The organism is Ensifer sp. Root278, assembly GCF_001429285.1.
Classification (GTDB): Bacteria; Pseudomonadota; Alphaproteobacteria; order Rhizobiales; family Rhizobiaceae; genus Ensifer.
This window is the reverse complement of sequence record NZ_LMJJ01000040.1, coordinates 601,553-628,282: the sequence shown is the minus strand read 5'-3', so window position 1 is coordinate 628,282 and position 26,730 is coordinate 601,553. Positions and strand designations below refer to the sequence as shown.

Sequence of the window (26,730 nt, the reverse complement as noted above, 5' to 3'; positions counted from 1 at the left end):
CCGATCAGCCCAATTACATTCCCCTGAGGTCGGACCGGAAGACCGCCTCCGCCCGCGATCGGCGCGCAAGGACGAAGCCCCTGAAACGGTATCGGGATGCGCCGCGGCTGGAGATCCAGGTCCGGCACATCCCGATGATATCAATAGGATTTTCGGAGGGCGAGATCAGACGAGATTGGTCTCGACTTCGATGTTGCCACGGGTCGCCTTGGAGTACGGGCAGATCTCGTGGGCGGCGTGAATAATTTCATGGGCGAGGTCGCGATCGAGGCCCGGCAGGCTGACATTCAGCCGAGCGCTGAGGAAGTATGAACCGTCGTCGACGTTGAGATTGATGTCGGTCTCAACCTCGGGGCCGGCCGGCAGCTTCACCTTGCGCTGTTGCGCAGCAAGCTCGATCGCGCCGATGTAACAGGCCGACCAGGCGGCACCGAACAGGTTTTCCGCGGCCGGATGCGGCTGCGACAGCTTCAGTTCCAGCATGCCGTCTTGGCTGCGGGTGCCGCCGTTGCGGCCGCCGGTGTTGTGGGTCTTGCCAGTGAATACGAGCTTCGTGGTCATGTCATTTCCTCTCTGTTTGATTTATTAAGCGTATCCGCTTCAATCGGATGCGATTTATATAGATGAAGCTGAAGGCGACGTCAACACCATTGCGATTTAATCGGATACGATTTATATTAAGTGCAGATACGGAAAGAGAAAAAAGGACACCCCCATGCCCGCCTCCAAAACAGCGAGCCCTGAGACCACGCCTGCAAAGGGCGGCAAGAAACTCTCCAACTTCCTTTGCTTTGCAATCTATTCCGCAAACCTCGCCTTTGGCCGCGCCTATAAACCCCTGCTCGACAAGCTGGGCCTGACCTACACCCAATACGTGACCCTGGTGGCGCTATCGGAGGAAGACAACCAGACCGTCAGCATGCTTGGCGAAAAGCTCTTCCTGGAATCGAACACGCTAACGCCGATCCTCAAGAAGCTCGAAGCAGACGGCTATCTGCAGCGCCGTCGCGACCCTTCGGACGAGCGGCAGGTGCGCCTCACCTTGACGCCGGCCGGTCGCGAACTGGTGGACGCGGAGCCGGGTTCGGCGCTCCTCGAAGCCACCGGCCTCGGCGACGACTTTCCGGTCGTGCAGCAATCGGTGGCAAGCCTGCGCGACAACCTGCTGCACTCGATACAACGCGGATCCCAGAAGGAATAGCCGTCGCTTCGATCCCTATGGCCGGCAACCAACGACGACGGGAGACCGCCCGTCCTCTCCACCCTCATCTCTGTGCTTGTCACAGAGATCCAGCAGCCGTGCGTCGGCACGGCAGGAGATGCAGAGCCGGAATGCCGACGCTCGACATCAGGATGATTTCCCGCGCCACCGACGCGGCGCCGCTGGCTGGCGACGGGCTTTTTCAGCATGCCTGGGATGATCAGAGATGTCCTTGTCAGCAGTCTGAGGGCGGCCGCTGGCCGCCCTTTGTCGTGTCGCCGGCTCGGGGCTGCTTTGAAGCGGCCCGTTTCGATCGCACTTACGCCTCGACGCGCCTGCGCGACTCCATCATTTCGGCCGCTCGCGCGTAGCCGCCATCCATGCCGTCGAGAAAATGCAGATGCGCATCCGGCCGGGCTGACGGTACCAGGCAGGTCATCAGCGCATGTGATTGCCGGTGCAGCCCGAATTTGACCTCACCCCTTGCCCTTGCCGCAAGGAGGATCGCTTCGACCCGATCGATCTGCCCGACTGCGGCGTCCACCGTCAGGCGAAGACCATCGTCGTATTTGCGAAAGTCCGAATTGGCGGCAACGCCCAGCCAGCGCTCTGGCGCGATATAGACCCGCTCATCCTTCGGCACGCCCATTTCCGCGGGCAACGGATGCGACTGCCGCGCCGCCTCGTCGAAGACGGCAATCACGTCTCTGGCGAGCGCCGCGAAACGCGCCGGCGCCACATCGTCCGTCGGCTCGACCAGCAGCGAAAGAATCTGCCCGCGCCGGCTCGGAAACGGTCGCCACTCGCAGGCAAGCCCCGTCAGATCAGGTTCGGTGCCATCCTTGTCCGGCTCAAGCTGGTAGCGCCCCCTCTTCAGCTGCTGCTCCGCCCATTTGAGCCCGCCGCCGGCAAACATTGCGTAAGTGGCGTCTTTCGAAGCGGCGTAGCGCGCGATCGTCACGTCCTGCCCGTTGGCGCGGATTTCCCTGACGCTCAGCAGGCCGACGCGCAGGTCGAGGCGAAATCGATCCTTCACGAAGGCCGCGATCTGCCTGAGCGCCGCGGTCGCCGTCATTTCCCCTTCCGGCGGAAGCGCAAAGGCGGCGCCATCGCCGCGAAAGACGAAGGGGAAATCGAAATTGCCCCAGGCATTGCCGATCGCGGCGATGGCCGAGGCGCCCGTGTAGTTGACGTCCTCGTAGCGCCCGGACCTGATCGCCCCGGTCGAATCGACGACATCGGTGATCCCCACCAGCCAGTCGTCGGGCAATGGCTCATAGGCATTTGGGTCCAGCACCAGCGAAAACTCGCTATAGGCCTGCACGCGTTGGGGCTCAAACTGCATCAGCTTCCTCCAGTCGACGGACTGATCGCTGTGGACGGGGATTTTCCAGGGAATGCCCGAGCGCTTTGAGGCGCACCGGCATCCATGGGCTTGCCGCCTCACATTAAATCGGATGCGATATAAATACTGAAGCGTGTCATAATGTCAATACAATGCGATTTAATCGCATACGATAATAATCACGGCGAAGATAGCTATACCAAAGCGTGAGTATCCTGAGGGATTGCCGCGGGGCTGAGGTTCCGCCCGATAGTTGCAAGAGCGCGCTCACGCGATCGCGGTGATTTCCAGCTCCTGGTCGCCGACGCTCATGACGTCGCCGACCACCTTGCCCAGGAGCATCCGCGCCACCGGCGAGACATAGGAGATCGATCCTACCTTGGGATCGGCCTCGTCCTCGCCGACGATCCGGTAGGTCTGCACCCGCCCGTCGTCGCGGCTGAAAGTGACCGTGCTGCCGAAGGCGACGGTATCGTTGGACGCTGGCTCCGGCATCAGTTGCGCCGTGCGCAACCGCTCGGCGAGATAGCGCAGGTCGCGCAAGGGCCCCGCCTGCTGGCGGCGCTTTTCGTTCACGTCGTCGACTGCGGCCGCCGCCTCATAGGCCGCACGCGCCTCCTGCACCTGCGCCTCCAGCGCCTTCAACCCGGCTTCCGTCACCAGGTTCGGATGCGGCGAAATCGGACGATCCGGCAACAGCGTCTCGGCGGCGGTTTCGGCACTTTCTTCCTTGGTGAAGGCAACGCTCAATCTTCAGAACTCCGTGTGGCAGTATGGCACGCAGCGTCCTTATCGGCCGGCTGCCTGCCAATCAACACTATACGCACTTGCGGTCGCTGGGTGGAAGAACAACGGCGCCGCCTCGCGAAGGATCTCAGACGATCGGCTTTCCACTCGCCCAGAATTCATCGACCTTGCCCCACCATCGAAGGGTCTCCGGCCGCAGCCATGGGCGAAACGCCTCAGGATGCGTCCCGCGGTGCAAATGTCCATTCTGCAAGTCTTCGAGAAAGCCGACCGTCGCCGCCTCTCACGCTCCCGTCACCGGTCCTGGCTACTCGATGGCTGGCGAGGCGACAACCAGTTTCTGCTTGGCGCCGGACCCCGAGCGCTCGATGGCATCCACCACCCTCACCCGCACGCCGCCCGCCTCGGCGCCCACCGCATCGAGCGCCGCCTTGGCGGCCTCATCGACCTTAGCGCTGACGGCGGCAGCATCCACGCCTCCAAACACGGCGATGGTGATCTCCAGCCCATCGGGCAATTGCACGAACTGGAATTGTCGCACCCCGGCGGTGCCGGTCAGGGGCGAGCGCAGCCGGTGCGCGTGCACGCGCACGACGCCGCCGCCTCGCCCGGGCAGATGCAGTGTCTCTTCTCTGCGTCCGGCGATCGATCCGATCCGCCAGAACGGCAGGCCGCACGGACAGGGTTCCGTCGCCATCGCAACGATGTCGGAGATTTCGTAGCGCACCAGCGGCAGCACGCGATTGGTGAGCGTCGTCACCAGAAGCTTTGCGCCCTCGGTCCCATCCGGCACCGGGCGATCATTCTCGTCCACCACCTCGAAGACGAAGGAATCCTCGGCCAGATGCAGCCCATCGCCAAAGATGCACTCGTGGCCCATGGGCCCCGCCTCGGTGCACACATAGCTGTTGGCGATAGCCGCCTGCCACGTCTCGGCGGCGAGGTCGCGCACCTCCGGCGTCAGCGTTTCGGCGCTGGTGCGAAACAGCCGGGGCCTGATCCGCAGGCGACCGGCCTGCTGCTCCGTCGCCAGCACCCGCACGAAGGAAGGATAGGTCGAAATCACCTCCGGCTGGTGCAGGTTGAGGCCCTCGACGATCTCCTCGATCGGCATGAGCACGTTGAAGCGTGGCGCAGCCGGCCGGATCGCGCGAAGCTCCACGCCGATATGGTAGGAAATATGCACCGGCGACGAGGCAAAGATGGCAACGCTGCGCGTGGTGTCGTCAATGCCGACGATCGCCTGGAAGCGCACCATGTTGGCGATTGCCGCAAGCCAGGCGGCATCGTCGAAGGCTGCGATACCCCGCTCGCCCGTCGTGCCGCCGGTTGCCACCACACGGTATTGTCCGAGAAGAAGCGACCCGGGATCGTCTCCATCCAGGTGCTGCTCGATCAGGCCGCGACTCAGCCTCGGATCGGTGACGACCCGGTCGAAATTCTCCATCAGCGCCCGCTTCGTCAGCACCGGAAAGGCATGAAACGGCGCACCGCTAGCCACCAGCTCGCCAATGCTCTCGCGGTAATAGGTCGATGCCCCGACAGCGTGCCGCAAGGCGGACTGCAACTCGCTGCGCTGAAAGGCCAGTAATCGCTCCCTCGACCATTCCGCGCGCAAAAGACGCGCCTGCGATTGCCTGAGCAAAAGATCGGGATCGAGGGTGGCAGATGCGGTCACTGGTGGCATCGAATTGGTCCTCGTGTCTTGCTTCTGCGGCGCGGCCGCACGAGCGCTCGCCTCGCCCGGCGCGGCCTCGACAGGCGACCAGGCTGGCAGCCCGTGGACAGGACCCGGCGCGCGCCCTTTCGCAACCGGGGTTTGCAAGCGATCATGCCTTTGCACCTCAAGGCCTTGATTGTATCGCGAAAGCCGGGATCTATGCGACAGCGATGCGATGGAGAGCTTCGCCCGCGCGACGTGTCAGCGGCGCGAATACCGCCGCACCGCTTTGGTATTACTGCATGTTTTCCCTTGAATCGCATAGCGTTTGAGGGAACGTGCAGGTGGGTCTCGAACGGACCTGGGCAGGCTTGAGCCCGAAGCCCTGCTGCGTCATGCGAAGGAGAAAGATCGTTGGCCGAACCGTTTATCGTCTATGGCGCGTCAGCCTCGGGATCCGTTCCGATCGAGGCAACGCTGACCCTTCTCAACCTGCCCTATCGCGTCGAGGAACACGCGCCCTGGGAGGGCAAGCAGGAAGCAAACAGGCTCGCGCGCATCAATCCGCTACGCCAGGTTCCGGCCCTGGCGCTGCCGACGGGCGAACTGATGACCGAAAGCGCCGCGATCCTGATCTGGCTGGCCGATGCCTACCCCGATGGGCGGCTTGCGCCGGGAGTGACTGACCCGGCACGACCGGCCTTCCTGCGATGGATGACCTTCGTATCCGCGGCCATCTACGCCCTCTACTGGATTGACGACCCATCCCGCATCGTCGAACGGGAAGAGGACCACGCTGCCGTCAAGGCGCGCCTGTTCGAGCGCATCGCCCATTGCTGGGCGCGGATGGGAGCGGAGCTGCGCCCGGGCAGATACCTTCTCGGCGACGACGTGTCGGTGCTCGACCTCTATGTGGCAACGGCGTCGCGCTGGTCTCCCGGTCGGCGGCGCTTCTACGAGGTTGCAGCGGGGCTCGCGGAAACCGTGCGCCGCGTCGACGCCGATCCCCGGCTGGCGACCCTGTGGGCCGAACGCTTCCCCTTCACGCCCGGCTGGGAGCGCTAGTCCTCTCCGCTTCGGATCCCTGAAGCCCGTCAACAAAGCCGCCGGCTTTCCGCTGGATCTGCCGCCGCAGGCTCGCTCAAAACACCGATGTCGCCTCCAATGACCAACGACCCACTGCCACCGCTCCTCACCGAAGACGACCTACGCCACATTACCGGATGGGCGGTGCTCACAGCCGAGCGGGCGCTCCCGGTCTTCGAGGCGGCCATGCCGGGCGACGACCGCCCGCGCGAGGCGATCGCGGCGGCCCGCGCCTTTGCGCAAGGGGGGCCGCGCACCGCGCATCTGCGCAAGACCGCGTGGGGCGCTCAAGCGGCGGCGCGCGCGGTCGACGATCCCTCGGCCAAGGCTGCCGCCCGCGCAGCCATTGCCGCAGCCGGTGCGCCCTACACCCACCCGATCGAAACGCCGCATCAGATCAATCATATCCTCGGGCCTGCCGCCTATGCCGTCCAGGCGCTCTCGTTCGGTGCGGACGACGAAGCCGGCACCATGGAAACCGAACTGCGCTGGGTGATCGCCTCCGCATCGGAAGAGATCCGGCGCATTGTCGCGAAGATGCCGGAGCGCAAGCCCAGCAAGGGCGCGTTTCACGCCCTGCTCTACCGGCTCGATACCGCTCTGCGCCTCTGACGGCGCCCGCGGCCAAGCGCAGATCACGCCAGGGCGCGCTCCCGTGCCTTGCCCGCCTCCTCGCCGATCCAGGCGATCACCGTCTGCAGCGCCGGTGATTTGCGATAGCGCGGCCAGACGAGGTAGAAATCCGAAGGTCCGGACATCGACCCCGCGAAAATGCGGATCAGCCGACCTTCGGCTATATCCTGCGCCACGAAATCGCCATTGGCGAGCACGATGCCCTGGCCGGCGATCGCCGCCTCGATTGCGTGCGAGGTCTGGTTGAAGCTGATGCCCTTGAACGAGGCCTGCCGGCTCCCGCCGAAATGCCGTTCGATGAACTCCGGCCAGAAATTATGCGCATCGTGCAGCAGCGTATAGCCGGCAAGCGCGTCCGCAGTCTCAGGCACGCGTCGGCCGGCCATCAGCATCTGGCTGCAGACAGCGACGATCTCCTGCTCGAACAGCAGCTCGACCGCCAGCCCCGGCCCGAAGGGCGGCCGCCCGTAGCGCACCGCCAGGTCCACGCCATCGGCCTGGAAATTCGACATGCGATCGGTCGCGAGAATATGCAGGTCGAGGTCCGGATGGCGCGCGGTGAAATCCGGCAGGCGCGGGATCAGCCATTTCGAGGCGAAGGATGGCGTGGTGCTGATCGTCAGCCGCACCGGCTGCGGCTTCAGCTCATCCGTCGCCCGGGCGATGATGTCGAGCGCGCGCCTGACATCGGCGATATAGGCCCGCCCCTCGCCGGTCAGCGCCAGCATGCGCGGCAGCCGCTCGAAGAGTTTCACCCCGAGCTCGGCCTCCAGCCCGCGGATCTGCTGGGCGACCGCCCCTTGCGTGACGCCAAGCTCCTCGGCGGCCAGCCGAAAGTTCAGATGGCGCGCCGCCACCTCGAACACTTTCAGCCCATTCAGCGAAGGAAGCTTTCCCGGTGCGTCACTCATTGAATAGTTTTTCTACTGCCATTTGAAAGCGAAACTTTCTCGTCGTCGCATGAAGGAGATGGTATTTCAATCGCGAGAGCCGCAAAATCCGGCTTCATCCTGAATGCGACGAGGAGAATGGACACATGGCAGTAGAAAAAGTAGCCGTTATCACCGCCGGCGGCAGCGGCATGGGCGCCGAGAGCGCGAAGCGTCTTGCCGCCGACGGCTTCAAGGTCGCGATCCTCTCCTCCTCCGGCAAGGGCGAGGCATTGGCCGCTGAGCTCGGCGGCATCGGCGTCACCGGCTCCAACCAGTCGAATGACGACCTCAAGCGCCTGGTCGACCTGACCGTGGAGAAGTGGGGTCGGATCGACGTGCTGGTCAACAGCGCCGGCCACGGCCCGCGCGCCCAGATCCTCGAAATCACGGACGAACAGTGGCACACCGGCCTCGACGTCTACCTGATGAACGTCATCCGCCCGGTCCGCCTCGTCGCCCCGATCATGCAGAAGCAGAAGTCCGGCTCGATCGTCAACATCTCCACTGCCTGGGCCTTCGAGCCCTCGCCGATGTTCCCGACCTCCGCCGTCTTCCGCGCCGGCCTTGCCTCCTACACCAAGATCTTCGCCGACACCTATGCGGGCGACAATGTGCGCATGAACAACGTGCTGCCCGGCTGGATCGACACCCTGCCGGCGACCGAAGAGCGCCGCGACGCCGTGCCAATGAAGCGCTACGGCACCAGCGCCGAAATTGCCGCAACCGTCGCCTTCCTCGCCTCTGAAGGTGCGGGCTACATCACCGGCCAGAACCTGAAGGTGGACGGCGGCCTGACGCGCTCGGTGTGAGGGCGGAAGACGCCGGAGAGCGGCGCGGCGGCAAAAGCCGCGGCGCCGCTGAAACATAGCGTCGGCGCGAACGACTTACTTCGGAAACAGGAAGGTCAGCGTCGCGCGCACGCCCCAGCTCGGCGCGCCCTGCGGCGCCTCGGCATAATATTTCCCACCGATCTGGGCCTGAAGCATCTGGTCGCCCACCTTGAAGACCTGCGAAACGCTGAGGTTGATCGGCACGGTCCATTGATCGGCCTCCCAGTCGTAGGTCGACTCCGTGTTGAGTGTCAGGGTCGCACCATGGCCGAGGCCGTAGGACAGAAAGGGTTGCAGGAAGGTCTGGCTCACATCCGCCCGGTCACCCTCGCCGGCAACGCTCCAGATGTGGTTTCCTAGCGCGCCGACGGTCCACGGTCCCTCCTGCTTCAGCACGACCGCCGTCGGGCCGATGCCGAACTTGCCGGTGCCGAGGAAATCGTCGGTGGCGGTCGGGATCAAAAAGGCCGGACCGACACCCCAAACGATGCCCGAAGGGCCGGGATTGGCCGGCGACAGGAAGAGGCTCTGGGTGATGTCACCGAGCCCGAACGTATTGCCGTCGGGCGGCGGCAGGTAGTCGCGATAGGCGATCGGCAGGATCGTGCGCGAGATCAGGTTCCAGTCCGCGTTCAGCGTGATGGGAATGACCGGCTGGACGTTGAGCGTATAGGAGAAGCCATCCTCCTCGGCGCCGGCGCGAAATTCGAAATTGCTCTGGAACGGCACGCTGATCAGGTCGGCGACCGGGTTCGAGAGCTTCTTTGCGAGATCGTCCGCATCCTGGGCCAGCGCCTGCTGCCCCTGCATGGCGGCGGCGACAAGCATCGCCGCCCAAAGCCTGGCTCCTATCTGCCCCACGCGCAATTCCCCCTTGCAGCTTCCGCGGCGGCGTCGCCAGTCTCAGTTGCACCGGACCACGCCTCGACCGAATGGCCGCAGGTTACGTCACCCTTGCCGATTCGGGAACTTGCATTTTCTCTAAAGCAACCCGGCGCCCGGCCGCTGCGCTCGCCATCCCGGACGCTGAGACGACCGGACGCCATCGGACGGCCTTGCCGCGGCGTCACATGACGTTGCGGCAACGCGTCGGAGCGGGATGAGGAGAGACATCCCGCTCTGATCCGTGACCCTCACAGGGTTGCAAACACCTGATATCACTGCTTACGTCGCGCGATGAGCGTCGCGCCCCTCCACACACATGCTTTCTTCGAAGAAGTCCTGGAGGCCGGCTTCGTCTGGACGATTCGTGACGCAACAGGTTTCCCGACCTCGACGAACCAGTCGAATGAAACCGCGATGCCGTTCTGGTCGTCGCTCTCCAGAACTGGACGTCTTTGTCGATCGCTGGCTACCGGGCCTTGAGAAGGACAATTTGGTGGTCGGCATAAATTGGAGCAGCGCCACGGCAATCGGTTTCGATTTCGCGCCTGCCGATGTCCGCCGGCGGTTGCAAAGCTTGAGGCCAATAGTTCGTCAACACCAGTGACGTGCCACGCCATGCACTTCGACGCAGCCGCAAAGATCGGCTGGACTGGCGTCCCTGCGTGGGTTCCGCCGCTATCCTGTTGTCTTTCTTGCAGAAGCGCCTACTTCCCTGTCGAAACCGCATAAAGGAGCTCGGCATGAACCGAAACGGCCTCTATCTCGTCATCGCCTTGCTCGCCGTCGCCGTCGTCGGCCTGGGCCTCTATATCTACCAGGAAGAGACGAAGCCGGGCGTCGAGATCAAGATCGGCCAGGACGGCATTTCGGTTCAGGAAAACTAGGGTCAGGCACCACGCCTGGACGATGAGGATGAACTCAGCGCAAAGCCGAACCCCGCCAATTGCCGCGAGCGCGCATCGCTAGGAACTCTTCAACGTGAACCTCCGCCTCTTCGGCGCTTGCGTGTTCGCCCGTTACCCCGTCGCCAAGAAAGGTCACCCTTCGGCGACGGCGTGAGGAGCGCACCGGTAATGGACTGCTGAGCTCTTGATTTTGCGTCCGCGATCATCGCCCATGGCAACAGCCGTCGCGACTCGTTGCCGCCTCACGGCAGGAAGAAATCGCAACTTGCCCGACAGACCAAAGGTGCCGCGTTGATAGCAAGCATTTCATGGGCAGCCGCACTGCTGCTTGCGGCCTCGTTCGCATTTGCCGCGATGGCCGGCGAGAGAGCCCCCTCGGGAACCTATTGCGGCCAGCTCTCTTCCGCCGGCGTCCTGTCGGATGCGCAAACGCACTTCGAGACCGATGCGAGCGGCACGATCATTGGGAAATATATGTTCTCCGATCAGGGCCAGCCGTTCACGGCGAGCTTGCCGAGACCGGTGACGACGGCGACGGCAGCGATCTGACCCGTACCTTCATGTGGCGCGACAAATACGGCTACGGCCAGCTGGTCGTGACCTTCACGCCGGACTTCTCCGAGTTCGAAGGCAAATGGAACGCCGGCGGATCGGAGTTCCTGCCGTGGAACGGCCGGCGGTGTTATCAGACGATCAGCTAGCGTCCCTTATGTACAACCGGGCGCTTCACCCATGCCTTGACGGCTCGCTTCGCAGCAAGCTAGAGCAGCGCAAAGTTGCAGCGTCGTCGCAATACGACCCTTGGGCGGATGAGATGCGCAGATTTTGGCGTTGGATTACATACTACCGTCACCGCAGCGAACTCTGGGGCCTTGGCGTGGCGATGCGGGTGCCTCTGCTAGCGATGTTTCCAATCGGGATCGTGCTCGGCCTCTGGTGGGCCGTGGCGGCACTGCCTGTCGTTCTCTCAATTGTCGTTCTGTCAGAGAACCTCGGCCATGCGGGTCAAATAGTCTTGGCCCTGCTGGCAGTTCCCGCACTTCTTGTGCTGTTGAGTGTTGTAGCAACGTGGTTCTTCGGCTGGTACTTCATAGCGGCTGCCCTGATGCTTGGTCGTTTCACGTCAGCAAGAGCCAAGGAGAAAGCCCTGACAGAATGGGTTGACGCCTATCGGGCGAGAACCGCTTGACGGGCTTGCCTGCGCGTGGCGCTTTCCATGAATCGTGGATGCGCCTGACTATGTGCTGCAAATGTGTGGCGCCGACTATACCTCCCTCCTGACCCATATGTCTGTGGACGTCAGCTATCGCCGTAAGCAATCTATCGTCCTTCATCGTTTCGCCTCGCTCCGTACGATTCACGCCGCCATCACACCCCGCATCAGCCCTTCCAGCCAGTCGGCAAACACCTTCAGCCGGCGCGACAGGTGCTGGCGGTGCGGGTAGAGCAGCGCCATCGGCATGGGTGCGGCTGAATGGCCTGGCATGACCTCCACCAGGCGCCCCTCTTTCAGATGGTCGACCACGTCGAAGGCCGGGATCTGGATGAGGCCGAGGCCGGCGAGGCAGCAGGCGATGCTGCCCTCGGCGCTGTTGACGCTGATGCGGCCGGGAACGGCAACCGTGCGCGCCTCGCCGCCTTCGATCCACTCCCAGTCCTCCACCCGGCCGCTTGAGGGCGAGGCATAGTTGACGGCGAAATGACTGGCGAGATCGCTGGGCATTAGCGGAATACCATACCGCTCGAGATAGTCGGGGCTTGCGACATTGATCAGGCGAAGCGTGCCGAACGGCCGGGCGATCAGGCCGGAATCGCTGAGCGGCCCGACCCGCAGCGCACAGTCGACGCTTTCCTCTATCAGGTGCACCGCCCGGTCGGTCATGCCGAGATCGATGTCGATGCCGGGGTAGCGCGTCAGGAACTCCGGCAGCGCCGGCGCCACGATCAGCCGGCCGATGCGGCTCGGCAGGTCGACGCGCAGCCGCCCGGTCGGGTCGGAAGCGCTGCGGCGGAACAGGTTCTCCGCCTCGTCCATGTCCTCAATCAGCCGCAGGCAGCGCTCGTAGAAGGCGGCCCCGTCCTGCGTCGGCGCCACCTTACGGGTCGTGCGGTGCAGCAGCCGTGTGCCGAGCCGGGTTTCGAGCGTCTGCACCGCGGCCGAAACGGAAGAGCGCGGCAGCCCCAATGTGTCGGCCGCGCGGGTAAAACTCGCGCTTTCGACAACGCGCGTGAAGATGCGGAAAAGCTCGATCCTGTCCATGCCGGGCCACGCCAATTGTTCGTCAATTCTGACAAGTCATGTCACGAACTGGCGCTTTATACCAGCGGCGCGGACGGTATTCTCAACCCTGCGATGCCTGTCGCACCGCTGACCTCTCGCGTTGGCGGCGGCAAGGCCCGCGCTATTTGAAACGCGGCGTGCGGCGTTCAGGACAGACAACGTGTTCGGGACAGGCCGTCAGCGCCAGAGCAGACCGGGGACCTGCGCACCTTTCGCGCCGGCGTTCCCGCTCGCCGCAAACCGGCCGCAGCAAGCGGCCGATAACAGGAGAAACCCATGGCAGACCACAGCATCAATGGTAAATCCGTTCTCATCGCCGGCGGCGCAAAGAACCTCGGCGGCCTGTTGGCGCGCGATCTCGCCGAACATGGCGCCCGCGGCGTCGCGATCCACTACAACAGCGCCGCCACCAGGGCGGCAGCCGAAGAAACCGTGGCGGCAATCAAGGCAGCCGGTGCTGCAGCCCACGCCTATGCCGGCGATCTCACCAGCGCGGCCAATGTCGAAAAGCTCTTCGCCGATGCCAAGGCGGCGCTCGGCGGCATCGATATCGCCGTCAACACCGTCGGCAAGGTGCTGAAGAAGCCCTTCGTCGAGATCACCGAGGCCGAATATGACGAGATGAGCGCGGTCAACGCCAAGTCCGCCTTCTTCTTCCTGCGCGAAGCGGGCAAACATGTGAACGACAACGGCAAGGTCTGCACGCTCGTCACCTCGCTGCTTGGCGCCTTCACGCCCTTCTACGCCGCCTACGCCGGCACCAAGGCCCCGGTCGAGCATTTCACCCGCGCAGCCGCCAAGGAGTTCGGCGCACGCGGCATCTCGGTTACCGCCATCGGCCCCGGCCCGATGGATACGCCCTTCTTCTACCCGGCCGAGGGAGCCGACGCCGTCGCCTACCACAAGACCGCTTCCGCCCTCTCGGGCTTTTCGAAGACCGGCCTTACCGACATCGAGGACATCGTCCCCTATATCCGCTTCCTCGTTTCCGACGGCTGGTGGATGACCGGCCAGACGATCCTGGTCAACGGCGGTTACACGACGAAGTAAGTGGGAAGCGCCCCTCATCCGCGCGGTGAGTGAAACGCCCCTCATCCGCCTGCCGGCACCTTCTCCCCGTAATCACGGGGAGAAGGGACACGTGGCTCTCTCCGCGCTCTACTTCGGCGCACCGCGAGGCGTCGTGCCACGGCATACCGCGGGAACCAGGACGTCCGCGTGTGGCTGTATTCGCGGCCAAGGCAAGAAGACGAGAGTGCAGCACACGCGGCGCCGTCCCCTCTCCCCGCCTGTGGGGAGAGGGCTAGTCCTCGGGTTAAACCCGAGGAGAGGGGCAGCGGCTGTCAGGGATGCCCCGCCCCAATGATATCACCTAGCGTGGCACACAAGCCTGATGCATGCTCTGCCCATGGACGGTTCAGCGACAATCGAAACTGGAAAACTCTGAAAATTCAACGATCCCAACCCGTCGCCCCTGAAAAGAGAGGAAGTCCCATGACCAACTCAGCTTGGCACGCCGATCCACTCACCTGGGGCACCGGTCCACATCTCTTCGAGGTCTTTCTGGAGCCGACCGATCCTTACTCCACCAAGGCATTTAGCAAGCTCGACGCCCTGCTCGACCAGGCCGGCGAAGACAACGTCACTATTAAGATCCGCCTGCAGTCGCAGCCCTGGCATATGTATTCCGGTGTCATCGTTCGCTGCATCATCGCGGCCTCGACACTTGAGGGCGGCAAGAATACCGCGAAGAAAGTCATCGCTGCAGTCGCTGCGCATCGGGAAGAGTTCGAATTCGTCCATCATGCCGGCGGCCCCAATCTGGACGCTACACCCCACCAGATCATCGAGCGCTTGGAAGGCTATAGCGGCGTCAAGCTCAAGGCCGCATTCGCGATCCCGGATCTCGACCGGGAAATCAAGTGGCATTGCAAATATGCGCGACAGAACGGCATCCACGTCTCCCCGACCTTCATGATCGACGGAATCGTGCAACCGGACGTCAGCAGCGGCGATGATGTTTCGGACTGGGCAAGGAAGTTGCTTGGTTGATGGGGTGCGCGGAAGGCTGGAGCAGCCGGGTCCGTTAAAGTGCTCATGCACATATGCTTGTGGGGAATTGCGCGGCTCGGCCAGGCGACCACCTCTTGGTCGGCTTTACCCATCGGGCATTCCGGCCGAGCTCGCTTCCAACCCGAAGCGATCGGGCAGAGCGTGCGTGCTGCTGACGCCCCTTCCATTCAAAATAGGATTGGAATTTTAGGACGTTGTGTAATGTGATGCGGATGAGCGCATGGCGCGCGACGGGGCTCGATGAGTGAAATTCATGGCATATAACTGCTTTTTCTGCCGTCACCTACTGGCGAGCCTGGCGCTGCTTCTCGCGCTCGCCCTGCCCGCCCTTGCCCAGACGGCACCAGCGCCGATCACCGTCATTCTCACGCCCGGCCAAAGCCCTGCCGAGATCGAGGAAACCTTGCGCGCCGCGGCGAAGGCAGGCGGGCCGGTCACGGTCGAATGGCGCGACGCGGCAAATCAGGCCGCAGCGCCGGCCAGCGCGGCGACACCTGACAACGCCCACGCCGCCACACCAGCCGTCGCCGCGAACCCGGCGGGTACGCCACAGCAAGCCGCTCCGGTCGCTGACCCCGAGGATTCCTTCGACACCCTTTCCGCCCGTTTTCTCAATGGCTTGCAGATGGGCTTTGCGGGCATCTCCGGCATCGCCGGGGTGATGGCTGACGTCGCGGCAGGCATCCGCGCCGAAGGCTGGTCGGTCGTCTCGGTTGCCGCCATTTCCGTGCTGGCCATTGCCGCGGGGCTCGCCGCCGCCTTCGCCAGTCGCTCCCTTATTCATCGGCTCTTCGGCGCTTCCTTCGAGGTGGTCGACCTCTTGCACCGCGTGCGCGCCTCGGTGATCCGGCTCGGCTTCGACATCGCCTATCTGGTGATCTTCGCCGCCGTCGCCCACACGATCGCCCAGCTGCTCCTGACGCGCGGCACGGGCTCGGCCGAGCTTGCCCATGCCCTGATCACCATCGCCGTCGTCGCCGCCTTCTATGCCGTCGGCGCCCGCTTCCTCTTCGCGCCGACGCGACCCGAAATCCGCCTGCTCGATATCGCCCATCCGCGCTTCCACGCCAACATGCTTGCCACCTATGGCGCGGCCAGCGCCGTCGTCGGCGCCAGCATGCGTTTCGCCCATCAGCGCGGGCTGGACCTTTCCGCCACCGATGGCTGGCTGCTGATCGGCGTCAGCATCCTCACGGTGGTGAAGCTCCACTGGTTCATCGGTGGCGCGGGTGATATCCGCGCGCTCTTTACCGGCGAGAACCCCGGCCCCGTGCGCCGCGCCATCGCCTTCGGCGTGCCGGAGTTCTACGCACTGAGCGCCATCGTGCTCTGGCTGATGAGCGTCATCGTTGCCGGCAGCCCTAATAGCGCGGCCTGGAGCTTTGCCGGCGGCACCACGCAGATCATCCTGCTTGCGCTGCCGATCCTTGCCTTCGGCATCCATTCGCTGGCCGGTGCGGCCGCCGCGCGTCGGCGCACGCCGGCCTCGCACGCCCTGCATGCGGCGATATCAGGCAGCATCCAGACGGCGCTTGCCGGCGCCACCTGGCTGATCGGCCTGCACATCATCATCGAGCTCTGGCGCCCGATCATGGTCCAGGACGACACCGCCGCCGCCGTCGGCTGGATCGTCGTTCTCGAGCGCATCAGCCTTGCGGTCGTGGCCGCCTGGGTGATCTGCAGCTTCCTCTGGCGGAGCTTCGAAGCCTTCTCGCCGTCTGCCCGCGTCGCCATGCCCGGCGATAGCGAGGACGAGACGATGGTTCATCAGACAAGCCGGCTGTCGACCATCCTTCCGCTCGTCCGCAACCTCATCTTCGGCGCCATCTTCGCTGTCACCAGCCTCGTCGTCCTCTCAGCACTCGGCATCAACATCGCGCCGCTGCTGGCGGGCTTCGGCGTGCTGGGTCTGGCGCTTTCCTTCGGCTCGCAGACGCTGGTGAAGGATGTCGTCTCCGGCATCTTCTTCATCGCCGACGACGCCTTCCGCGTCGGCGAATATGTCGATACCGGCAAGCTCAAGGGCACGGTCGAGCGCATCTCGCTGCGCTCGCTGAGGCTGCGTCACCAGAACGGCCAGATCCACACCGTCCCTTACGGCCAGCTTCAGGCGGTGACCAATTTCAGCCGCGACTGGAGCACGGTGAAGTTCGAGCTGAAATTCGAGCGCGACGCCGACCCTGAAAAGATCCGCAAGGCCATCAAGAAGGTTGGCCTCGCCATGCTGGAGGACCCGGAGATCGGCAGCGAATTCCTGGTGCCCTTGAAGATGCAGGGCATCCAGGACGTCACCGAAAACTCCCTCGTCGTCCGCCTTAAGTTCACCGCCCGCCCCGGCAACCCCAGCATCCTCCAGCGCGAGGCGATGAAGCGCCTGCTTCCGGCGCTGCGCGAAGCCGGCCTCGACCTCGCCTCCAACGCCGTGACCGTGCGCTCCGGTGCAGCGGGTGCGGCGGAAGCGGAGGCGGCGGCAGCAAACCTGGCGCTGGCGAAGAAGCCGGTGGCACCGGAAGCAGCAGACGCGGAAGGGTAACTCGGCGCGACGCGGCGACAGACTTCCTGTGCTCGTCGCGGCTCGTGTCAGCATGGCCTTTCCATCGGGCAACGCCTTGCGCCCTGTCCCCGCGGGAACAACATCCACCCGGTTTCCGTTGCTAAAACAAATGCACAAAGGCCGATGGCCTTTCAATCGGGGCATCGGTTCCGGTTCGGTCAACGCCTGGCCCAACGAAAGATCATGGTCAGGCAGGAAGAGCTCGGAGCGCCCCAATGCGTATCATCCTGGTAGCCCTCGTCGCGTCAGTCATGAGCATTCTGGCGTTCAAATATGCCGATCATTCCATCGGCAACACGCACATCGTTGCGACGGCCGAGGAACTTGCCGCCCTCTGAGCGGTCTTTGCAAATAGACCGGTCGCCCCCTCCCGCTCCCAGCGGGTCCTGACCACCGGACCGGCTCGGGCGATGCTCGCAGAAGTCGTTCAGCCCCTCCCGCACAGGTTTCATTCCGTCTTGCAGCGATCTCCGTCTTCTGCAATCCTCATCGCATGCGATCGTATCGGCTCATCATTGCTGCCAAACGTCTGACCGCCCCGGCGGCCCCACTCCCTATGTGCGTCTCTGGATAGCAGCGGGAACGGCTTGGCCGACCTTCTCGCTCTAGGGGCGGGAGATCAGGCCGATCCTTCCAACTGATATCGAGACGTTGACGATGCGACATGCGCTCTCCCGCAGCCTGGTGATCCTGCTATGACACGATCATCCAGCGCTTCCTTCACCTTCATCCTGCTTATCATCTGTACCGCGCTTTCCCTTGCCGGAACCGACCTGATCCTGCCCGCCATGCCGGTCCTGCCGGGCGTGTTTTCCGCCAGCGAAGCGACCGCGCAGATGGTGCTTGCCGCCTATGTCGGCGGCAGTGCACTCGGCCTCCTGCTCTTCGGCCACCTCGCCGATCACTTCGATCGCAAGACGCTGATGGTCGCAGCCCTTGCCGCCTTTGCCGCCACCTCCCTTGCCGGCGCCTTTGCGCCTGATGTCGCCGCCCTCATCGGCCTGCGCTTCCTGCAGGGTATCGCCGCCAGCGCTGCGCCCGTGTTTGCGCCGGGCGTCATCCGGCAATTGTTCAGCGAGAAGACGGCCCTGCGCGCCGTCGGCTTCCTCGGAAGCGTCGAGTCGCTGGTTCCGGCGCTTGTGCCCATCGCCGGCGTGGCACTTCTTGCGCATTTCGGCTGGCAATCGTCGTTCGAGCTTCTGGGCGCTGCCGGAGCGATCGTCCTCGTCCTGATGCTGGCGATCGGCCTTCCGCGCGAACAGCGAACGTCAGGCAGGCAAGGCACCTATCTGCAACTGCTGACGGATCCTGTGTTCATGCGCTATGCGCTAAGCCAGACGATGACGCTCGGCGGCCTTTTGACCTTCGTGTTCGGTATTCCCATGGTGATCGTCGAGACGATGGGCGGCACGCTCAATGATTTCATCATCGTGCAGATCGTCAGCGTCGCGGGCTTCATCATCGCCGCCAATCTGACCGCGAAGATCGCCGAGCGCTTCGGCACGGAGGAGGTCATCATGGCCGGCAGCGCGATGGCCGCCGCAAGCGCGCTCGCGCTCCTTGCCTATGGCCTTCTCCGGCGGAACGAACCCGCTGTTCGTGCCCGTTCTCTTCCTGCCCATGGGCATTGGCCTGGGCCTGCGCGGCCCCATCGGCTTCTACCGCGGCATCGTCGCTTCCGGCGGCAATGATGCCCGCGGCTCGGCGCTGATCGTCTTTTTCATCTTCATGACGACCAAATTGGGCACGATGGCGGCAGCGCCTGTCATCACCAAGGGACTGCCAGCCCTCGCACTCGTCGTCAGCGCAATCCACCTGCTTTCGGTCGCCATCCTATGCGCACTGCCGAAGCTGAAGGAGGCTCCGTCCGCATAGAGGCGACCGCGGCAGACGACCGCCCCCTGGGCGCGGTTTCGTGCCGCCGGCGGGAACTCTTCCTGGATCCCGCAAACATGGCCAGCCGGGGCGCACCCCCGGCTTGCGCTTCCATCCCCGGGGTATTCTAGTAGGAATATCCCCGGGGTGTTCTGGTAAGAACATCCCCGGGTGGTTCTGGTAAGAGCGAGACAGGCAAAACGGAGCGCTGCAACATGAACAATGACAATCTTTGGTACTGTCTTGTCGGCACGGGCGACACCAACACCGGCATGCTGCGATTCATCGGCGCCGTCGTCGCCTTCATCCTCGTGTTCGGCGCGCTCTTCTGGTTGCTGGGCCTGTAAACCTTTCCCCTTGCCCGCGACGCGGGCGGCCGTCACAGGGTGGCCGCGCCTGCCCCAGCCGCGGCCTGTCTATCGTTCCGCCACCCGGAAATTGGTCGCGCCCAATTGCGCAATGACTAATACGCGACGAACGATGAGAGAACGCTCCAAGCACGAAAGCGGTCTCGCTCTAACCATTTCCCCCAATTGGGTGAGGAACAATTCGTGAAAGCGACCGCGCGAGACTTGAGCGTCCGCCGTTCGGCGTTCACGCCTCCACTTGGTGTCACGATCCTCAGGCGCCTTGCCAAACGGCAAAGTTGCGATAGAAGACCAGAAGAGACAATTTATACGATCACCATCATGAACCTTCGTTTCGTTGCCGGCGGCATGGCCGTCGCGCTTTTGTGCGCAATCGCCATCGTTCTGTTCGCGCCACGAACGGAACCGCTGACGATAAGCTATTATAAGTACGAGTTTGTACTGCCCGCCTTGCGAAAACGCCCGGACGCCGCACGGGAATTCATCGCGATGTGCGCTCCGGAAATCGAATCCGAACTCAAGGAGACGGACCTCAAGGAAACGTCCTACTCCAATCGAGCCGAGATGGCGCAAGATCTCTGCCGGCGCTATTTCGCCGTGGTGATTGATGGCAGGCTTACGCTCGCGGAGATCAACCTCTCCGGCTCCTTTCCACTCTCTTTGCTTGAGGAGGCTGAACGTCGGCAACCACGCTTCCCGCGATGATGGAAGCGTACTGGAACCGCGCCGGCGGTCTGGCCGGGAACCCTGCGAACCCGTCCCAACAAAAAAAGGCCGGAGCGCGCGGCTCCGGCCCTTCTGTTCTTTCGCTCTCAAAACGCGTGCCAGTACATCCGTGGTCAAGGTCGAAAGCAACGCGCAACTGCGAGCGTCGTGCTCAACAGTTTGCTTGTACTAATTTTATAGGACCGGGCGCGTTTCTGGACAAGCTGTCCCTTTGGGCTACGGCACACGCCAGGGATTAGTCTTGGCGACGCATCGAGGCCCGAAAACGGGGCCGTTTTCCAGCTTTTCCCGCCAAGACAATCAGCGATTACTTAATTATATTCGTCCTAGACTAAGGGATACAGGCGACGGCGCATGGCGGAAGCCTACCGGAGGGCACCCATCTCGCTCGCGGTCGTCGTCAGGGTCGTTCGGCGCGCCTGGGGAGGCATATGTCGGGGTTCGATCACAGGCACATGAATGGCGCGATACTCGCCGCGATCCTGGTGGTAGCCGCCCTGTTCCGCCTGCATGACGTTCAGCAGCCGCTGGTCGATGCCTTCAGCTGGCGCGAGGCGAGCACGGCGATGATGGCCGACAATTTCTTCCTGCGCAGCTGGAACATCTTCTTTCCGGAGGTCAGCTGGACCGGCCCCGACCCTTCCTATCAGGGCCGCGAGTTGCAGGTCGTCTCCTATATCACCGCCCTTCTCTATGCCGTCTTCGGCTGGGACGACACCTGGGGCCGGCTCGTCGCCATCGCCTTCGGTATCTGGGGCGTCTTCGCTCTGCATCGGCTGATCGCGCGGCTCTGGGACGAGGCCCACGCCCATGCCGGCGCCTTCCTGCTGGCGATCATGCCGGGCGCGGTGATGATCGACCGCTCGTTTCTGCCGGATCCGGCCATGCTGGCGCTGGTGACAACGGGCGCCTGGGCCTATGTCGCCTATCTCCAGAACGATCGCCTGCCCGTTCTCATCGCGGCCGGCCTCCTCACCACGACAGGCGTGCTTGCCAAGCTCCCGGGCATCGCCGTGGTCGTACCGATGACCTACGCGACATTCGCCATCCTGCACCAACGCGGCAGGCTCAGCCTCGGTCGGCTCTTGGCAATCCTGCCCGTCGCACTCGCCGCCGGTGCGCTCATTCTCGGCTATTACTGGTGGGCGCATTATCTCGGCGCCAACTACCCGCCCTACCATGTCGCCGGCAGCGGCTATCTCTGGAGCGACGGGCTTTCCCGGTTCCTCGACGAAGCCTTCTACATTCCCGCCACGTGGAGGATCGCCAGCAGCTGGCTCTTCACTCTGCCGGTGGTGGTGCTGACCGGCATCGCGCTCCTGACCGCGCCGCCGACGGCAGGCGATGCGCAGACGCAGGCAAGGTCCGGTCGCGCGCCATGGTTCTTCCATGTCTGGTTCCTGGGGGCAGCGATCGTCTATGTCTTTGCCGCCCGCGAAATCAAGACCAACCCCTGGAACTTCCATATCTTCAATGTGCCGATGGCGGCACTTGCCGGCCGCGGCCTGATCCTGCTGGTCGAGATCGGCCGCGAACACGGCCTTCGCACGCGCGCGCTGCGCCTCGCGGCGATCGCCGCAGTCGTCGTCTTCGGCGGCAGCATCCCCGGCCTCTCGCTGATGAAGGCGCCCTATGCCGATCATGGTGAAAAACTCGGCACGAAACTCAGCGAGCTCAGCCAGCCCGGCGATCTCGTCATCACCGCAACGCCGACGATCGGCGATCCCGTGGCGATCTATTACAGCCGCCGCCGCGGCTGGGTCTTCCCGCCCGGCGGCGGCGAAACCGAATGGTCGATGCTGATGGAAGACGGCGACGCGATCGAGGCGCTGGAGGAGCTGCGCGCCCGGAACGCCACCTGGTTCGGCATCACCAAGAACGCCCGCGACATGCAGCGGCGCAAGTTCCTCGAATACAACAAGGGGCTGATCGCCCATCTCGACCGGACAGCCGAACGCGTCGTCGACGACGACACGATGCTGATCTACCGGCTGGCACCTCGGGCGGATGCGGCGGCTTCGAATTGAACCGCTCGGCTTCACCCGTCGCGGGCGGGTTTGCGGCTCTCATGGGCGCGCGACATGGATTTTCATAAAGCCGTGACGAAGCCTTTCCGGTTGGCCCCGCCCCTCACCCTCTCCCCGCCTGCGGGGAGAGGGAATCGCGCGCAGCTCCCACGTCTCCTTTCCGCCACCTCTGGCATACGGAAACAAGAAGCCGGCTGTGCTCCCTCAAGGTATCCTGCGGCTGCAAGCGAGCAGAGGAAACGGTGAGCATGCCGCAACGTCCCTTCTCCCCGCCTGCGGGGAGAAGGTGGCCGGCAGGCCGGATGAGGGGCGCAACAAAAACGCCATGCACCCGGATGAGCGCATGGCGTCCTGTTGTCTTGAAGCAACGCCCGCTTGGGGCGTGTGAGCCCTACTGCAGCGTGCGGGTCGGGGCCGGTGCGGGCTGGCCGGCGGCGGCGCCGGCGGCATTGTTGGCCGAGCGCGCGGAATCGAGGCCGGTCGCGACGACGGAGACGCGGAAGGTGCCGTCGAGGGTGCGGTCGAAGATCGAGCCGACGACGATATCGGCCTCGTCATAGACCTCTTCGCGGATGCGGGTCGCAGCCTCGTCCACTTCGAACAGCGTCATGTCCATGCCGCCGGAGATCGAGATCAGCACGCCCCTGGCGCCGCGCATCGACACTTCGTCGAGCAGCGGGTTGGCGATCGCCGCTTCGGCAGCCTTCAGTGCCCGGCCCTCGCCGGTCGCCTCGCCGGTGCCCATCATCGCCCGGCCCATGCCCTTCATGACCGACTTCACGTCGGCGAAGTCGAGGTTGATCAGACCTTCCTTGACGATCAGGTCGGTGATGCAGCCGACGCCGGAATAAAGCACCCGGTCGGCGATCACGAAGGCATCGGCAAAGGTGGTCTTGGCGTCGGCGATGCGGAAGAGGTTCTGGTTGGGGATGACGATGACGGTGTCAGCCGCCTCGCGCAGCCGCTCGACACCTTGCTCCGCCGTCTCCATGCGGCGCTTGCCCTCGAAGCTGAAGGGCTTGGTGACGACGCCGACCGTGAGGATGCCGGCCTTGCGCGCCGCAGCCGCAATCACCGGTGCCGCCCCCGTGCCCGTGCCGCCGCCCATGCCGGCGGTGACGAAGCACATATGCGTGCCGCCGAGGTGATCCATGATCTCGTCGATCGATTCCTCCGCCGCCGCCCGGCCGACGTCCGGCAGCGAGCCGGCGCCAAGGCCTTCGGTGACGGCAGCACCGAGCTGGATGATGCGCGACGACTTCGACATGGCGAGCGCCTGCGCATCCGTATTCGCCACCACGAATTCGACGCCCTGAAGCCCTTCGTTGATCATGTTGTTGATGGCGTTGCCGCCACCGCCGCCGACCCCGATGACGGTGATCTTCGGGCGCATTTCGGTGATCGTGGGCTTCTTGAAATCGGTCATGGCTTTGTCTCCTAGAGCCAGCGCCCTGCGGGCACCGGCAGCGGCGAATCGGGCAGCTTGTATTTTAGGAATTGAAAAAAGCCATGGAGAAGGCAAGGAAAAAGGACGAAACGGCTATCCACATATGAATTTTAGCGGGTCCGTGGAGACGAAAGATCACCCATACGGTATCCATTGCCGAACGACGAAAAACGCCAAACAATCAAGTCCCTAGCGGCGCATCTGCCCCTCACCCTAACCCTCTCCCCGCAGGCGGGGAGAGGGAACGCGGGCGACGGCTGGCCCCCAAACCGCAACGTGCGACCGAGAACGTGGCTGCCAGATTGGACGATGGAACGAGCGGCCGCCACGAGTCTCCTTCTCCCCGTGGCAACGGGGAGAAGGTGGCCGGCAGGCCGGATGAGGGGCAAATCCGCAGTACAGGCCACCGCCCTGCCCTTTGTTGAGCCCTAAGCCTCAAAACTCGGCCGCGAGCGCACCCGCTCCAGCCAGCTTTGAACATGACGGGCCGACGCCGGGATCTCCATGCCGAAGACATCGCAGAGCCAGGCCGTCACACCTGCAGTGATGTCGGCAATCGAGAATTCCTCGCCGGCGAGGAACGGCCGGCCATCCGAAAGTTCGTCGTCGAGCCAGCCCCATTTCTTCGGCACCGCCTCCCGCTCGGTCTCGGCAAAAGCCGGAAACTGCGTCAGCCGTTCGGCGAAGAAGGCGTCCGAATGCAGCGCCACATTGCCGACGGTGCCGAGGATCACCAGTTCGGCGCGCCGGTTCCACATCTCCACCTTGGCGCGGCTGACGGCATCGCGGCCGAAGAGCGGGTGCTCGGGATTCGTCTCCTCGAGATAGCGGCAGATCGCAACGCTCTCGGTGATGATCGTTCCGTCGTCGAGCTCCAGCACCGGGATCTGCCCGAGCGAATTGACCGCCAGGAACTCCGGCGCCCGGTGTTCGCCCTTGGCGAAATCGACATCCACCATCGGCACCGAAATCCCCTTCTCCGCCATGAAGATGCGCACGCGGTACGAATTCGGCCCCATGCCCTGATAAAGCTTCATCTTATCCTCCTGTCGATGAGGCCACCCGCCTCGTTTCCCCAACGCATCTACGCGGGATACTGGTTGTATATAGCAACCGGTTTCATTTAACTCAATGGTTTATTTCAAAGGACAGCAAATCTTTTCACTGAGCCATCGGCCTGTCCTCGGTGCGTCAAAGGCCGCTACGCAATGTTTAGCGACAGCAATGCCCTATGGCGCTCGAAGGCTTCCCGTTCCCGCTGCCAGTGATCGAGATGCCCGTCCCGCTTCAGGCGCTCGGTCGCGGCCGCGCCGATCATCGCCAGCATCGCCGCCTCGTCGCCCATATGCCGAAGCACCTCGACCACCATGGCAAGCAGCGCGTCGTCGCAGGCAAGGCCGTAGGTTTCGCAGAAGCGTTTGAGACGCCGGCTGCCGTCGTCGAGATCCGCCAGCGCCGCCACCTTCAATTCCTCGGTATGGAAGGAAAGCGGCACCATCCAATAGGCGAGATAGGCAAGATCGCGCAGGCGAGGCCCGGGCCCGGCAAGATCGAAGTCGATGACCCCCACCGGTTCGCCGCCGCGGAAAATGAGATTGTACGGCGCAAAATCATTGTGGCAGACGACCTCCGAGCGGCTTTGATCCGGATCCCGGGAGGCCCAGAGATCGGCCGCCGTGAATTCGAAATCGGCAGTCGCGTCATGATAGGCCCTGAGCAGCGCGGCAGCGGCGGTCAAGGCACGCTCGGAAAGCCAGATCTCCGAAGACCCGCCGGCCTCGCCATCAAGGAAGCTCAGGACCTCGCGCCCACGATCATCGAGGCCCAGGAAGCGCGGCGACGCCTGAAAGCCCCTTGCCTCCAGATGAAGGAGCAGCCGGTGGACGCTTGCGCTCTGCGGCGCGGTTGCGCGACGCACCGTATCGCCCACACGCACGACGCCGGCGTTGACGTTGCCGCCGGCAAGCGGGCGCTCGTCCCCCTTCTCGCTCCCTGGTAAGCTAATTAGCTCGCTCGCCATCATAAAAACCAGCCGGTGACAGATTTTCCATTTCGATCCAGATAGCATTGTCGACCAAAGTAAACTGCGCTGATCAGTTCGCCACGGATTTCAACCGCATCATAGATCGGGTCGACCACCCACTCGAAGGCCCTGCTGAGAATACCGCGCCGGTCGTCCGCAGCCTCGATCAGCCCGTCTTCAACATGTGAGATCATATCGAGGACCGGTTCGAGCAGCCAATTGCCACACCGATCGATGAAACCCCAACAGCCATCGTGTTTGGCGGCAAACAGGTCGTCACCCGCAATCCATAGGTTTTCGAAGCGCGGTTCCACGACCCATTCTCCCGATGTGTCGATCAGACCACACGGCCAATCGAGCGGATATGGGTCGCCGGGATCTTCTCGGCTGCAGACGGCGGCTCCCTGTTTGAATCCACTGGCGGACTTGAAGCTAGGTTCGATGAACCATCGCCCGCCGCGGTCGATGTAGCCTTCCTGGTAGCTTCCATCCTTCCATCTCAAGCCCACCACTGCCGTGTCCGTTTCATCGCCCTGAAAGCTGTGGGCTGTGCTGAACTGCGGCTGAATGATCCAGTTGGCATTCTCGTCGATGTAGCCGTAGCTGCCACCGGGTAACTTCGCGACCGCGAGCCCGCGGCAAAAAGCTCCGAGATACTGGAAACGGGGTTCGATGATCCATCTGAAATTTGCGTCGAGGCAGCCATAAAGGCCGTCATGCATGGCGACGCAACGATCATTCGAGAAGCCGCGTATGAACGTGAACTGTGGTTGTGCAATCCAGCGGCCGCGCTCATCCAGGAGGCCCCACTTCTGACCGACTTGGGCACGCAATGGACCTTCGCCATAAGTTGAGATGTGAGAAACCTCGCCGGGAGCATGCGTCCATTGACCTTTCCGGTCCAAGGTGCCCCACCGCCCCTGGAACACAGCCGCCGCTCTGTCGCCGTCGAACGCATAGGCTTGGTCAAAACGCGGCTCGATTGCCCAGTTGCCGGAGCGATCAATGTATCCCGTTCTTCCGTTATGATGGGACCGCAGGTCCCACAGGCTCTGTTCATCCATTCCCGGCATTTCACGCTTCGCTCAGCATCAATCCTAGCACGCAGGATTTGCTAACATGATCGCGCTAA

29 protein-coding genes are annotated in these 26,730 nt (G+C 63.6%); 18 read left to right on the top strand and 11 right to left on the bottom strand.

Features of this window, described 5'->3' with window-relative positions:
* Nucleotides 1-165: 165 nt before the first annotated feature.
* Complete coding sequence (locus ASE60_RS24810) at nt 166-561, bottom strand: Ohr family peroxiredoxin (RefSeq protein WP_057253948.1); 396 nt, start codon at nt 559-561, stop codon at nt 166-168.
* A gap of 154 nt (nt 562-715) precedes the next feature.
* Between ASE60_RS24810 and ASE60_RS24805 the strand changes: the two genes are divergently transcribed.
* Nucleotides 716-1,201, top strand: coding sequence for a MarR family transcriptional regulator (locus ASE60_RS24805; RefSeq protein WP_057253947.1), 486 nt, complete (start codon nt 716-718; stop codon nt 1,199-1,201).
* 131 nt (nt 1,202-1,332) lie between these two features.
* Nucleotides 1,333-1,572, top strand: coding sequence for a hypothetical protein (locus ASE60_RS35385; protein ID WP_058327081.1), 240 nt, complete (start codon nt 1,333-1,335; stop codon nt 1,570-1,572).
* Here ASE60_RS35385 and ASE60_RS24800 read toward each other — a convergent pair.
* The 3 genes from ASE60_RS24800 to ASE60_RS24790 form a co-directional block, all read right to left on the bottom strand.
* Nucleotides 1,521-2,546 (bottom strand): DUF3095 family protein, encoded by a 1,026-nt coding sequence (locus ASE60_RS24800; RefSeq protein WP_057253945.1) that lies wholly within the window; start codon nt 2,544-2,546, stop codon nt 1,521-1,523. The two genes, ASE60_RS35385 and ASE60_RS24800, sit on opposite strands and share 52 nt — an antisense overlap.
* A 267-nt stretch (nt 2,547-2,813) precedes the next feature.
* Nucleotides 2,814-3,296 carry a transcription elongation factor GreA gene (gene greA / locus ASE60_RS24795; RefSeq protein ID WP_057253943.1) on the bottom strand — a complete coding sequence of 161 codons (483 nt, stop codon included), beginning with the start codon at nt 3,294-3,296 and terminating at the stop codon, nt 2,814-2,816.
* A gap of 304 nt (nt 3,297-3,600) precedes the next feature.
* Nucleotides 3,601-4,980: a phenylacetate--CoA ligase family protein gene (locus ASE60_RS24790; RefSeq protein ID WP_113133747.1), complete on the bottom strand. Its 1,380-nt coding sequence runs from the start codon at nt 4,978-4,980 to the stop codon at nt 3,601-3,603.
* A 387-nt stretch (nt 4,981-5,367) separates the two neighbouring features.
* Here ASE60_RS24790 and ASE60_RS24785 point away from each other — a divergent pair, with 387 nt between their 5' ends.
* On the top strand, nt 5,368-6,018 hold the full coding sequence (locus tag ASE60_RS24785; protein ID WP_057253941.1) for a glutathione S-transferase family protein: 651 nt from the start codon (nt 5,368-5,370) through the stop codon (nt 6,016-6,018).
* 99 nt (nt 6,019-6,117) lie between these two features.
* Entirely contained in the window at nt 6,118-6,651 is a 534-nt protein-coding gene (locus ASE60_RS24780) for a putative immunity protein (RefSeq protein WP_057253939.1), read from the top strand.
* Nucleotides 6,652-6,674: 23 nt separating this feature from the next.
* Here ASE60_RS24780 and gcvA read toward each other — a convergent pair whose 3' ends face one another.
* The gene (gene gcvA, locus ASE60_RS24775) at nt 6,675-7,583 is read right to left on the bottom strand and encodes a transcriptional regulator GcvA (RefSeq protein WP_057253937.1); all 909 of its coding nucleotides are present in this window, start codon (nt 7,581-7,583) and stop codon (nt 6,675-6,677) included.
* 125 nt (nt 7,584-7,708) lie between these two features.
* Here gcvA and ASE60_RS24770 point away from each other — a divergent pair, with 125 nt between their 5' ends.
* Nucleotides 7,709-8,413 carry an SDR family oxidoreductase gene (locus ASE60_RS24770; protein WP_057253935.1) on the top strand — a complete coding sequence of 235 codons (705 nt, stop codon included), beginning with the start codon at nt 7,709-7,711 and terminating at the stop codon, nt 8,411-8,413.
* Between the two features lie 75 nt (nt 8,414-8,488).
* On the opposite strand, the gene ASE60_RS24765 is transcribed toward ASE60_RS24770, so the two are convergent.
* Entirely contained in the window at nt 8,489-9,295 is an 807-nt protein-coding gene (locus tag ASE60_RS24765) for a transporter (protein ID WP_200964203.1), read from the bottom strand.
* Between the two features lie 764 nt (nt 9,296-10,059).
* On the opposite strand from ASE60_RS24765, the gene ASE60_RS35290 reads away from it, so the two are divergent.
* From ASE60_RS35290 to ASE60_RS24755, 4 genes are all read left to right on the top strand, one after another.
* A complete protein-coding gene (locus ASE60_RS35290; RefSeq protein WP_200964201.1) occupies nt 10,060-10,203 on the top strand; it encodes a hypothetical protein in 144 nt (47 codons plus the stop codon).
* Nucleotides 10,204-10,578: 375 nt separating this feature from the next.
* Nucleotides 10,579-10,773: a hypothetical protein gene (locus ASE60_RS35850; protein WP_244495694.1), complete on the top strand. Its 195-nt coding sequence runs from the start codon at nt 10,579-10,581 to the stop codon at nt 10,771-10,773.
* A gap of 11 nt (nt 10,774-10,784) precedes the next feature.
* Nucleotides 10,785-10,925, top strand: a complete 141-nt coding sequence (locus ASE60_RS35845) for a hypothetical protein (protein WP_244495693.1) — start codon at nt 10,785-10,787, stop codon at nt 10,923-10,925.
* A gap of 113 nt (nt 10,926-11,038) precedes the next feature.
* Nucleotides 11,039-11,413 carry a hypothetical protein gene (locus tag ASE60_RS24755; RefSeq protein ID WP_057254428.1) on the top strand — a complete coding sequence of 125 codons (375 nt, stop codon included), beginning with the start codon at nt 11,039-11,041 and terminating at the stop codon, nt 11,411-11,413.
* A gap of 168 nt (nt 11,414-11,581) precedes the next feature.
* Here ASE60_RS24755 and ASE60_RS24750 read toward each other — a convergent pair whose 3' ends face one another.
* On the bottom strand, nt 11,582-12,484 hold the full coding sequence (locus ASE60_RS24750; RefSeq protein WP_057253929.1) for a LysR family transcriptional regulator: 903 nt from the start codon (nt 12,482-12,484) through the stop codon (nt 11,582-11,584).
* 297 nt (nt 12,485-12,781) lie between these two features.
* Here ASE60_RS24750 and ASE60_RS24745 point away from each other — a divergent pair, with 297 nt between their 5' ends.
* The 9 genes from ASE60_RS24745 (at nt 12,782) to ASE60_RS24715 (ending at nt 22,128) form a co-directional block, all read left to right on the top strand.
* Entirely contained in the window at nt 12,782-13,555 is a 774-nt protein-coding gene (locus ASE60_RS24745; RefSeq protein ID WP_057253927.1) for an SDR family oxidoreductase, read from the top strand.
* Nucleotides 13,556-13,999: 444 nt separating this feature from the next.
* Nucleotides 14,000-14,557 (top strand): hypothetical protein, encoded by a 558-nt coding sequence (locus ASE60_RS24740; protein ID WP_057253925.1) that lies wholly within the window; start codon nt 14,000-14,002, stop codon nt 14,555-14,557.
* Nucleotides 14,558-14,831: 274 nt separating this feature from the next.
* Nucleotides 14,832-17,111: a mechanosensitive ion channel family protein gene (locus ASE60_RS24735; RefSeq protein WP_057253922.1), complete on the top strand. Its 2,280-nt coding sequence runs from the start codon at nt 14,832-14,834 to the stop codon at nt 17,109-17,111.
* Nucleotides 17,112-17,347: 236 nt separating this feature from the next.
* Nucleotides 17,348-17,470, top strand: a complete 123-nt coding sequence (locus ASE60_RS36080; RefSeq protein WP_255571016.1) for a hypothetical protein — start codon at nt 17,348-17,350, stop codon at nt 17,468-17,470.
* 357 nt (nt 17,471-17,827) lie between these two features.
* Nucleotides 17,828-18,823 carry an MFS transporter gene (locus tag ASE60_RS24730; protein ID WP_057253920.1) on the top strand — a complete coding sequence of 332 codons (996 nt, stop codon included), beginning with the start codon at nt 17,828-17,830 and terminating at the stop codon, nt 18,821-18,823.
* Complete coding sequence (locus ASE60_RS24725; protein WP_057253918.1) at nt 18,753-19,007, top strand: hypothetical protein; 255 nt, start codon at nt 18,753-18,755, stop codon at nt 19,005-19,007. The genes ASE60_RS24730 and ASE60_RS24725 overlap by 71 nt, the downstream gene beginning before the upstream one ends.
* A 215-nt stretch (nt 19,008-19,222) precedes the next feature.
* A complete protein-coding gene (locus ASE60_RS36075) occupies nt 19,223-19,354 on the top strand; it encodes a hypothetical protein (RefSeq protein ID WP_255571017.1) in 132 nt (43 codons plus the stop codon).
* Nucleotides 19,355-19,558: 204 nt separating this feature from the next.
* Nucleotides 19,559-20,080, top strand: coding sequence for a hypothetical protein (locus ASE60_RS24720; protein ID WP_156414714.1), 522 nt, complete (start codon nt 19,559-19,561; stop codon nt 20,078-20,080).
* A 452-nt stretch (nt 20,081-20,532) separates the two neighbouring features.
* Complete coding sequence (locus tag ASE60_RS24715; RefSeq protein ID WP_057253914.1) at nt 20,533-22,128, top strand: glycosyltransferase family 39 protein; 1,596 nt, start codon at nt 20,533-20,535, stop codon at nt 22,126-22,128.
* A 391-nt stretch (nt 22,129-22,519) separates the two neighbouring features.
* Here ASE60_RS24715 and ftsZ read toward each other — a convergent pair whose 3' ends face one another.
* The 4 genes from ftsZ to ASE60_RS24695 form a co-directional block, all read right to left on the bottom strand.
* The gene (gene ftsZ / locus ASE60_RS24710; RefSeq protein WP_057253912.1) at nt 22,520-23,554 is read right to left on the bottom strand and encodes a cell division protein FtsZ; all 1,035 of its coding nucleotides are present in this window, start codon (nt 23,552-23,554) and stop codon (nt 22,520-22,522) included.
* 449 nt (nt 23,555-24,003) lie between these two features.
* Nucleotides 24,004-24,612, bottom strand: coding sequence for a glutathione S-transferase family protein (locus ASE60_RS24705; protein WP_057253910.1), 609 nt, complete (start codon nt 24,610-24,612; stop codon nt 24,004-24,006).
* 164 nt (nt 24,613-24,776) lie between these two features.
* A complete protein-coding gene (locus tag ASE60_RS24700) occupies nt 24,777-25,595 on the bottom strand; it encodes an aminoglycoside phosphotransferase family protein (protein ID WP_162261325.1) in 819 nt (272 codons plus the stop codon).
* Nucleotides 25,595-26,662, bottom strand: coding sequence for a WG repeat-containing protein (locus ASE60_RS24695; RefSeq protein WP_057253906.1), 1,068 nt, complete (start codon nt 26,660-26,662; stop codon nt 25,595-25,597). Before ASE60_RS24695 ends, ASE60_RS24700 begins: the two co-directional genes overlap by 1 nt.
* Nucleotides 26,663-26,730: the final 68 nt, after the last annotated feature.